The following is a 9,785-nucleotide window of genomic DNA, read 5'->3' as shown; positions in this document are numbered from 1 at the left end:
GATCCCTCGTCGCTCCATGGCGTGAAGCACGGGAATGAGAGGCATCTCGATTGTGTCAAATAACTCGCGAGAAGCCTGCTCATCGAGAATCGAGCCGAGCGTCTCGGCGACCAGCAGCGTGGCGGCCGCCCGGCGACCGGCAGATTCGAGGTTCTCACCGCCAGTAATGTCAAAATCGAAGGCACCTTGGGCCGGTGCATCTGTTGCGTCAACGCTGTCGATCTCGATATTTGCATATCGGTCAGCGATCTCTTCGAGCCCGAAGGCTCGACCGGTGGGGTTGACGACGTACGCTGCCACGGCGGGATCAAATACCACACCACACAGCGCCATATCACCGAGGGCTCCCATTAACGCCTTGGAATCGTGGATGATCTTTGGAATCGTCGCATCGGCCAACCAGGAAGCGGCCAACGCCACATCACGCAACACGAATGACCGATCGGCATTCGCGGCAAACGCCAAGCCATCAATCCGACCAGCCTCCCAGACGGGAGCGACTGCCACCGACCCGGAAAGAGACGAAACCACCTCCATTGACGTGACCAACTCGATTTCGGTGTCGAGCACCCTGCCGGTGGGAGCCAGCCCACCGGGATGCACAGCCGTGAGCTCACTCCACAACGTGTGAAACTCCAATGAGTCAAAGAGTCGCTTGGCGGCGCTTTCATCCCAGTCGGACCAGACGAGCCCATCGGAACGAATCTCTGAATGAAGGGGAACCGTATCCACCAATGTCATCAGACGCCGGTTCAGAAAGGCTTGCTCGCTGGCTTCCTCCAGGTTTTGCTTCAGTCTCGGAGTCAGGTCATCGAGATGTTCATAGATGCCATCCAGGCTTCCGTAATCAGCTATGAGGCGAGCAGCAGTCTTCTCCCCCACTCCCTTCACCCCGGGAAGGTTGTCAGAATTGTCACCACGAAGCGAGGCATACTCGACGTATTGATCCGGCCGAATGCCGTACTTTTCCTCAATCCAGCTTGCATTGGCCATCACGATGTCGGAAATACCTCGTCTGGTGTAGACGACCTTGACATGATCATCCACCAGCTGAAAGCTGTCTCGATCGCCGGTGACAACCAGAACGTCGAAGCCATCCTCGACGCCCCGACGTACCAACGTGGCAATGACATCATCGGCCTCGAAGCCCGGCACACGGAATTGCTCGATACCCAGCGCCGTGAGAATCTCGTCGATAAATGGCAACTGAGACTTAAAATGATCAGGAGCGGATTCTCGCTGGGCTTTGTACAGAGGGTATTCCTCGGTCCGAAAGGTTGACCGCCCGACGTCCCAGGCCACGGCCAGACGGTCTGGATGATGATCGCCGAGCAGCTTCACAAGCATTCGCATGAACCCGTAGGCGGCGTTCGTCACCTGGCCAGACGTCGTGGCCAAATCTTCAGGTAGAGCGTAAAAGGCTCTATATGCGAGGGAATGTCCGTCGAGTAGGGCGAGGGTGGGCATAGCCGTGGATCATAGGTCACCGAGACGATCCAGCAACCGGCTGCGGCGAATCTCGGCGTTGGCGATCGATTCACCGACCTCCCGCACCAGACGTTCGAAGCGCAGCCGGTCATTCTTCGTTTCGTATGCCAAGGCTCGATCTTCGGCATCACCAAATGCCGCGTCCCTCTGCGCATCGTCATCCAGGTGCTGGTGATAGTTAAGTTCCTCGGACAGCAGCCTCAGATCCTCGCGCAGCAGGGCGATTTGGTCATTGAGTTTCATGATCTTGCGTTCAACCCGGCGCACGACGAAGATACTATCTCAGCCACCGACCTCCGCATACGCGGATACGTCGGATCTGGCCGGGATGGCGGAATTGGTAGACGCGATGGACTCAAAATCCATTGTCTGTATAGACGTGCGGGTTCAAGTCCCGCTCCCGGTACTCATCATGTTCAGCCGATCCGCTCGTCTCGCGACCCCGCCGTTCGGTTATCAATATTCCCCGTGAACAACCCACCAGATCAGGTATAATCGTTAGGTAGCGACACCTGCATTCGATCGTCTCGCAATCCCCACTCCCCCAACCCTCTGAGACGGTTTGAATCCCTGGCAGGTGGTTGTTACGTCTCGACACCAAGACGTCGAACCATGAGCAGTGGGGCCCAGACCGCCAGAAGTAGCAGGCTCAGCGTGGGGATTCGAGACAAACCAACGTTCAACCAGTAGCTGTTCAATGTAACGACTGGTCGTAGTGCGAGTAGGCCTGCCAGCATGGCAACCCCTGGATAGAGCTGTCGCCGAACCGACCAATTGATGTTCGGAACCGCAACCATCAGCGGAGAGATCACCACTACCAGGTAGTTGAGCCAACTCAGCGGTGACAGCAGCAGCGACCAGGCAACGCCCGACACATATAGGGCATCCGGGTGATCGCCAAGCCGATATATCGTCCATCCAAATCCGACGAGCCCAAGTCCGGAAAGGGCCCAGCCAAGCCCGAGTCCTCCGACTACCGAACCGAGCGACATCAGGGAATAGTTACCAGTTGCTTCATACCACTGGCGCGACAGAGGTACGACATCACGAACAAACGTCGTCACGTCGGATGTACCAACCACCCAGACGGTTACGCCAGACACCGCAATAAAGCTCAAGGCCCCGGCCATTATCGCCTTGCGATTTCGAATCTGAGCAACCGTCCAAAGCGCCGGGAATAGTTTGAGCGCCGCGGCGACACCCCAATAAGCACCCGGATTACCTCGACGACGGAGCCGGATCCAGCCGAGTGCCGCCAGCAGAGCAAGTATCACTTCGATGTGGTTCCGAAATGTGAGGAAACGAAAACTTGACGTTAGAAGCGAAGCCCCGGCGAGGACCACCAACCATGGTTTTCGCAAGCCCAACTCGGAACCCGTCAACCAAACGGTCACCACCATCCCGAGCGTCGAGAGCGAGATCAACAACCAGAAGCCGGCTGCGTATGAGAGGTATCGAAGCGGGTAGACCAACACAGCCATCGCGGGGGGTCTGCGAAGTAGTTGATGTCCGCCACGCCGAATTCGGCAAGCATTTGATCGGCGAAATCGGCGTAGACAGACGAACCGGCCGTCAGGTTTCTGGCGGCGTAATAGTAATTCGGGAAATCAGGGGCAGGCGTGATGGCAGTTTCGGCAATGGAGCCAAGAAAGAGCATGTACAACGCAACGGAGACAATGGCGATCAGGCCGGCCCGTTTGGCTGTCATCGCAGCGCGTCGGCAATCCTTCGAGAGATCAAGGCAAGGTCGCGCAGGGCCGTATCGGTATCGGGGGCGTCAAGTACTGCCCGCACGAGCGCCGATCCAACGATCACCCCATCAGCCAGAGGACGCATGTCACTGGCTTGTTCGGGAGTCGAAATCCCGACTCCCATGACCAGAGGAACATCACTGAGTGCCCTGACCCGCTCAGACAGTCGGGCAGCATGCCCCCCGGATTCCTTTCTCTCACCGGTGACGCCGAGTTCGGCGACGCCATAGACAAACACCGGGTTCGCCGCAACGATTTGGGCCACTCTTCGCTCGTCTGTGGTCGGGGCAACGAACAGAACCATCCCCAAACCGACGGCTTCGACCGCGGCCTGTATAGGGCCGGCCTCGTCGATAGGCAGGTCAGCGACGATCACGGCGCTGGCACCGACGTCAGCCGCCTTCCCGGCGAACCGCTCGGGTCCGACCTGAAATATCACGTTGGCATAGGTCATGATGATGACCGGTTTGCCCGTAGTTTCGGCTACGCCACCGGCGATGCCCAGACCCCGGTCCAACGTCGTGCCGGCCTTCAGGGCCATCTGGCCGGCCGCCTGGATGGTCGGACCATCCATGAGCGGGTCGGAATATGGGATACCAACTTCGAAGGCGTCAGCACCTTCGATGGCTCCAAAGACGGAAGGCGACAACTGCGGATCTGGAAGCCCGGCCGTCATGAATGGCAAGAACGCGGTCCGGCCTTCATCCCGAACTGTTGCGAAAAGTTCGCGCAGTCGATCGGCGCTCATCAGAGGAGACCGCGAATTTGGGCGATTTGTTCGACATCTTTGTCACCACGGCCAGACAGATTCACAAGGACGGTTTTCCCTGCAAGAGAAGCTCGCTCTCTGGCAACCCATGCAATTGCGTGAGCTGACTCGATCGCTGGAATGATGCCCTCAGTCCTCGCCAGAAGGTCTACCGCATCGAGTGCCTCGGCGTCGGTAACGGACTCGTACCTGGCCATTCCCTGATCGGCAAAGTAGGAGTGTTCCGGACCTACGCCCGGGTAGTCAAGGCCGGCCGAAACCGAATGCGCCTCAATGACCTGACCATCGGCATCCTGGAGCATGTACGTTCGGGACCCGTGTAGAACTCCCGGGCTTCCTGCACCGATGGAAGCGCCATGCTTGCCGGTCTCGATACCAAGCCCACCCGCTTCGACGCCGACGAGTTCGACGTCGAGGTCGAGGTACGGATAGAACATCCCTGCCGCGTTGGACCCTCCACCAACGCAGGCCACCACCACGTCCGGTAGGGTTCCGCCGAGTTGGACGATGGATTCTTCTCCAATGACCTTCTGGAACTCCCGGACGATCCACGGGAACGGATGGGGTCCAACCACGGAACCGATGGTGTAGTGGGTGTATTCAACACTCCGAACCCATTCTCGCATCGCCTCGTTGGTGGCATCTTTCAAGGTACCCGCACCGCTGGTCACCGGAATTACTTCGGCGCCGAGCAGACGCATCCGGTACACGTTCAGTCGCTGCCGCTCGATATCCTTCTCCCCCATGTAAATCGCACACTCAAGCCCGAAATAGGCGGCAGCTGTGGCGGTGGCCACTCCGTGCTGACCGGCGCCTGTCTCGGCAATCAGGCGGCGCTTACCCATTTCACCAACGAGCAGGCCCTGTCCCATCGCATTGTTGATCTTGTGCGCACCGGTGTGGGCGAGATCCTCCCGTTTGAGGATGACTGTCAACCCCAGTTGCTCCGAGAGTCGGCCGGCAACGTGTTGGGGCGTGGGCCTACCGACGTAGCTCGTCAATAGATCGTGATATCGCTGCACAAAGGCCGGGTCAGACCAGGCTTTTTCGAACGCCCGCTCCAGTTCGTCAAGGGCTGGCATGAGCGTCTCGGGAGCGAAGCGACCTCCATAGTCCCCGAACCGTCCGCGGTCATCGGGCCGAACAAGCTTCATGGGCGCTTGGCTCCTTCGATAAATGCTCGGATCTTCTGATGATCCTTCGTGCCGAGCGATGATTCTAAACCTGATGAAGCGTCGACCCCCCACGCTTCCGTCTCTTGTACGGCCCGATGAATGTTTTCGGGGTTCAGTCCCCCGGCCAGGACGAACGGAATCGGATAATCCCTGGTCAGGTTCCAGTCGAACGTCCGGCCTCCGCCGCCCCGCCTGAATGGTGAGGCCGTGTCCAACAACGGGATCGCCCCGGTTTCGACACGGACGGCACCAATCGACTCGGTCCCGACTGCGATCGGCTGAAGCACCAAAAGACCCTGTTCAATGCCCCACCGTGCGATGCTCCCGGCGTGAGCCCCGTACGGTTGCACGCCACTTGCCCCGGTTCTTTCGACCGCCTCTTGAGCCTCGTGGACCTCCAGGTCGGCGATCACGAGGACCGAATCGACGTTCTCGGCGGCCCGGGCCAGATCCGTTGCCTGTTCGATCGAGATGCGGCGGGGCGATTCGGCGAGCATCAGTCCAATCGCGTCAGCTCCCGACTCAATCGCCACTTCCACATCTTCGACCGTTCGAAGACCGCATACCTTCACCCAGGTACTCACGTTCGAAATTGCCTGATCAGAACCGCGGGATCACTCGACCGAACGAGAGCTTCACCGACCAGTACGGCGTCGAACCCGGCGTCTCGCATCCGATGGGCATCTGCGACGGTCCAGATGCCCGATTCCGCTACCCGGACAATCCCATCTGGCAATTCGGCGGCGATGGACTCGGCGGTGGCCAGATCAACGTCAAACGTGGAGAGATCCCGGTTGTTGACCCCGACAATCCTGGCGCCACAATCTATCGCCCGGCGAGCCTCATCACTCGTATGAGCTTCCACCAATACGTCGAGACCCCACCGGTCGGCATCGGCCAAAAGTCGGGCGAGGTCGGTGTCTGACAGGCACGCCACAATCAACAAGATGGCGTCGGCACCCATCGCTTTGGCGTGCACCACCTGGATCGGGTCGACAATGAAGTCTTTCCTGAGAACGGGTGCCTTCGTATGGTTCTTGACCATGACCAGATCCTGGGGGGAACCCGCGAAGTAGTGCGGTTCGGTAAGGACCGAAATGGCAACCGCTCCCCCGGCTTCATACTCCCTGGCTTGCGCGACTGGATCGAGATCAGCGTCGATGGTGCCTCGAGATGGTGACCTTCGCTTCACCTCAGCGATCACACCTAATCCAGAGGCGCGCAGGGACTTCTCAAAGCCGGCTGGAGCACTTGCGGCCTCGGCAGCGCCGATCAGCTCCGCCTGGCGTCGACGCAGTTCGGGTAGATCCGCAATTGTTTTCTTGGTGATCTCGGCAAGCATGACCGCCTATGGTACGCCCTCACCGGGCTACGCCAACGTGTCAAGCCGCAGATCTTCCAGCCGAACCTCCACCGCGAGGCCCCCACCTGCCGGCAAACTGCCCCGCACGCTCCCGCCCAGCATGGCGACGAGTTGACGTACGATCGACAATCCGAGTCCGGAACCTTCCGGCCTTTCATGGCGCCGCCCAACGTAGAACCGTTCGAATAGTTGGCCAATCTCGTCGGGGTCAACGCCGGGACCCGAATCCTTGACGGTGATGAGAACCCCCGAGTCTTGGCGTTCGAGTCCGATGTCGACCTTTCCGCGTTCAGGAGTATGGCGAATGGCGTTGTCAAGCAGGTTGGTGACAATCTGGCCAACCCGATCCGGATCGGTTGAAAGCAGCCCGGTCTCACCCAGTCGAACCCTCAGGTCGATGTGAGCTTCCTGCGCCCTCCCGCTAAACCCGGCGACCACCTCGCGAATGTGAGCTTGCATATCGACTGGCTCGACCCGAACGGAAAATTGCCTGGCCTCAAGTTGGGCGAGCAACATGACGTCTTCGACGAGACGTTTCAGCCGCCGCGTTTCACGGTCGAGCACCCTGCCGATCCGGCTCGTCTCGGGATCCTCGTGGCTGGCCAGTAATTCTGCGTAGCCGGACACCGTGGTGAGTGGAGTTCTCAGGTCGTGTGAAACGCTCATGAGGAAGGAACGTTCCCGCTCGGAAGTATCCTCGAGGAAGGCCGCAAGGTTGTTGAAGGTTGCGGCCACTTCGGCCACTTCGTCCGATCCCTCGACATCGGCCCTGGCCGACCAATCTCCGGAGCCGAGCCGACGAGTTGCGTCCCGAAGACCGTCGAGACGCTTGACGATGGATCCGGACACGATCCTGGCCCCGATGGCCGCGATAACGGCGGCTACCAGCAGCGGTAGCGTCAGGTCCCGAAGGATCGACCGAAGGCGAATCCGATCCAGCGGTCTGAGCGCAATAACCAGGACCCGGTCGCCCGAATCGTCTACGGCAACAGGACGGACCACGGCGATCACCTGGTCAACGCCGATCCGCTGGTCGAGATGGAGGACCTGATCGCCTCGAAGGGCATCAACGTCGATCTCAAGATCGCTTGCCACGTCGGCCACGGCGAAAAACTCAGTCGTGAGTAGCCCGAACACCACGGAAGTCCCATCGTCTAGCTGTTGGCTCCGATCCGCACGATCGAGGATGATCCTGGCGGCTTCTTGGTCGTCGGCACGCAGAGCAGCCCGGGCGAGCGGTCGATCGCCAACCCCTGACGCCGCAACTTGCGTAGTGGTTTCCAGTTGGTTGAAGATCCGTTCCCGGCTGGCTGACCGACCAACCACGGCCGTGGTCACCCCGGCCAGAAACAACACCACGGCAACAACCCCCAAAATCGCCCAAAAGATCCGCTGCCTCAAGTGTCACCCATCCGATACCCGACCCCCCAGACCGTCTCGATCGGAATCCCGTCGAGCTTCTTGCGCAACTGTCGGATGTGGACATCGACCGTGCGGGTTTCCCCGAAGTAGTCGTAGCCCCAGACGGCCTCGAGGAGCTGGGACCGGGATAGCACCAATCCCGCGTTCTCTGCCAGATAGCGCAACAGTTCAAACTCTTTGGCCGTCGGAGTAATGGGCTCACCGTCACCATTCCGGACATGATGTCGACCCGAGTCGATTACCCATCCCCCAACCTCGACGATCAAAGGAGCATCCACCACGTCGTTGGATCTGCGGAGTACGGCTTTGACGCGTGCCACCAATTCTCTCGGAGAGAATGGTTTCGTCACATAGTCGTCGGCGCCAATCTCGAGACCGACCACTTTGTCGACCTCGGTGTCGCGCGCCGTCAACATGATGATCGGCAATTGAGAGATCTGCCGGATTTGTCGACAGGTTTCCAATCCATCGATGCCAGGCAACCCGATGTCCAGCAAAACAACCGAAGGGGGGCGGGTCTTGACGCGGATGACTGCCTCTTCGCCCGAGCGACAGTGGCGGAATCTGTAGCCAGACTTCTCGAATACTTGCTCGAGCATTTCGGCTATCGCTTCGTCATCTTCAACGAGTAGCACAGTGTCTTGCATATGGATCAGACTACGACACCCGTTTCATCGGTCATGTTTAGACAGTGTTAGGGGTTTGTAAAGTCATCCAACGGCAAATCGTGGACCGTCGCTCGGACCGTTTTCAATTCGCCTTCGAACCGCCATTGCACGATAACCGGATCTCCATCACCGAGCTCGCGCCGGACGAGACTCAAGCCGATGGGTGCCCGCAAAGCGCCGGACTCGGCTGGCGAGGTAAACGTTCCCACCAGCTTGGTTTCGACGAGTAGCTCTGCGCCCGCCGGAGGAACGGTGTTTTCCTGGATCATGACGCCCATGAGCCTCCGGTTGACGTGTCCTCTGGTATCGATCCTGGCAACTAGTTCCTGCCCGAGATAACAGCCCTTGGTAAAGGATACGGACTCGGGAATGAATCCGCACTCTTGGGGGATTGTCGAGTGGTCAACATCCACTCCCATCACCGGTTCTCCGGCTTCGACCCGGATCGCCGTAATGGCCCTGGTACCGACGGGCAGTGCATCAACGTCGATGCCAACCAGGAAGGCTCTTGGCATTCCCGGCATGGCGGCGGCAAGTGCCACCGCCCGCTCGTTACGATGCCAATGCCCTGCCTCAGTTGCCGCCGCCTCAAGGGCCGACCGCCCCCACAACTCAATGACCGCCCGTTCGTCAAGATCGATCTCCGCTTTGACACGGATGCGATATCGGGCCAATGCGCCCGCCGTATCAGCCGCAACGTCTGCATCACAAAAGAGAACCACTTCTTCGGTGCCTACCCCAACCCAGAGCAACGCAGCCAATTTGCCAGACGGTTGAAGGAAGAACGACCGCTCGACCTGCCCCGCACTCATCGAGAACAGGTCCTGGCTGACCAACCCCTGGAGAAAGGAGACGGCGTCAGGTCCACGCACGGTGATGAGCCGATGAAGCCCGAAGATGGATCCGACATCGGTTCGGATCTGACGGTACTCAGCCGCTACGTCTCCAGTCGGGGCGCCTCGATCAGCCACGCTGGGCTGCCTCTACTGCGGCCAGGGCCGCCGCGGCCTTATTCATGGTTTCTTCGTATTCCGTGGCGGGATCCGAGTCGGCCACCAGACCCGCCCCGGCCTGAACCCACGCCTTGCCGTCGGCCACCACGACCGTGCGAAGGCAAATCGCCGTGTCGACGTTACCGGAGAAGTCGAT

General features: G+C 59.6%; 12 protein-coding genes and 1 tRNA gene. 1 reads left to right on the top strand and 12 read right to left on the bottom strand.

Annotated elements, in window-relative coordinates; genetic code table 11:
* Positions 1-1,467: DNA polymerase I (locus JJE47_02470; protein ID MBK5266273.1), on the bottom strand; the 1,467-nt coding region annotated here is incomplete at its 3' end.
* 9 nt (positions 1,468-1,476) lie between these two features.
* Positions 1,477-1,755 (bottom strand): hypothetical protein, encoded by a 279-nt coding sequence (locus tag JJE47_02465; GenBank protein MBK5266272.1) that lies wholly within the window; start codon positions 1,753-1,755, stop codon positions 1,477-1,479.
* Between the two features lie 55 nt (positions 1,756-1,810).
* On the opposite strand from JJE47_02465, the gene JJE47_02460 reads away from it, so the two are divergent.
* A tRNA-Leu gene (locus JJE47_02460) sits at positions 1,811-1,894 on the top strand.
* Positions 1,895-2,072: 178 nt separating this feature from the next.
* Here the strand turns inward: JJE47_02460 and JJE47_02455 are convergent.
* The 10 genes from JJE47_02455 to JJE47_02410 form a co-directional block, all read right to left on the bottom strand.
* Positions 2,073-2,969 carry a DUF2029 domain-containing protein gene (locus JJE47_02455; protein ID MBK5266271.1) on the bottom strand — a complete coding sequence of 299 codons (897 nt, stop codon included), beginning with the start codon at positions 2,967-2,969 and terminating at the stop codon, positions 2,073-2,075.
* Positions 2,909-3,196 (bottom strand): hypothetical protein, encoded by a 288-nt coding sequence (locus tag JJE47_02450; protein MBK5266270.1) that lies wholly within the window; start codon positions 3,194-3,196, stop codon positions 2,909-2,911. The genes JJE47_02455 and JJE47_02450 overlap by 61 nt, the downstream gene beginning before the upstream one ends.
* The gene (locus tag JJE47_02445) at positions 3,193-3,987 is read right to left on the bottom strand and encodes a tryptophan synthase subunit alpha (protein MBK5266269.1); all 795 of its coding nucleotides are present in this window, start codon (positions 3,985-3,987) and stop codon (positions 3,193-3,195) included. The genes JJE47_02450 and JJE47_02445 overlap by 4 nt, the downstream gene beginning before the upstream one ends.
* Entirely contained in the window at positions 3,987-5,162 is a 1,176-nt protein-coding gene (gene trpB, locus JJE47_02440) for a tryptophan synthase subunit beta (protein MBK5266268.1), read from the bottom strand. The genes JJE47_02445 and trpB overlap by 1 nt, the downstream gene beginning before the upstream one ends.
* Positions 5,159-5,767, bottom strand: coding sequence for a phosphoribosylanthranilate isomerase (locus JJE47_02435; protein MBK5266267.1), 609 nt, complete (start codon positions 5,765-5,767; stop codon positions 5,159-5,161). The genes trpB and JJE47_02435 overlap by 4 nt, the downstream gene beginning before the upstream one ends.
* Entirely contained in the window at positions 5,764-6,525 is a 762-nt protein-coding gene (gene trpC / locus JJE47_02430) for an indole-3-glycerol phosphate synthase TrpC (protein MBK5266266.1), read from the bottom strand. Before trpC ends, JJE47_02435 begins: the two co-directional genes overlap by 4 nt.
* Positions 6,526-6,552: 27 nt before the next feature.
* Complete coding sequence (locus tag JJE47_02425) at positions 6,553-7,947, bottom strand: HAMP domain-containing histidine kinase (protein MBK5266265.1); 1,395 nt, start codon at positions 7,945-7,947, stop codon at positions 6,553-6,555.
* Complete coding sequence (locus JJE47_02420) at positions 7,944-8,615, bottom strand: response regulator transcription factor (protein ID MBK5266264.1); 672 nt, start codon at positions 8,613-8,615, stop codon at positions 7,944-7,946. The genes JJE47_02425 and JJE47_02420 overlap by 4 nt, the downstream gene beginning before the upstream one ends.
* A 47-nt stretch (positions 8,616-8,662) precedes the next feature.
* Positions 8,663-9,607 carry a folate-binding protein YgfZ gene (locus JJE47_02415; GenBank protein ID MBK5266263.1) on the bottom strand — a complete coding sequence of 315 codons (945 nt, stop codon included), beginning with the start codon at positions 9,605-9,607 and terminating at the stop codon, positions 8,663-8,665.
* Positions 9,600-9,785, bottom strand: a 186-nt coding sequence (locus tag JJE47_02410; protein ID MBK5266262.1) for a chorismate-binding protein, incomplete at its 5' end; no start/stop codon positions are given. The genes JJE47_02410 and JJE47_02415, both read right to left, overlap by 8 nt.

Source organism: Acidimicrobiia bacterium (genome assembly GCA_016650365.1).
In the GTDB taxonomy this organism is placed as follows: Bacteria; Actinomycetota; Acidimicrobiia; order Spongiisociales; family JAENVV01; genus JAENVV01.
This window is presented reverse-complemented; position numbering and strand designations above follow the sequence as displayed.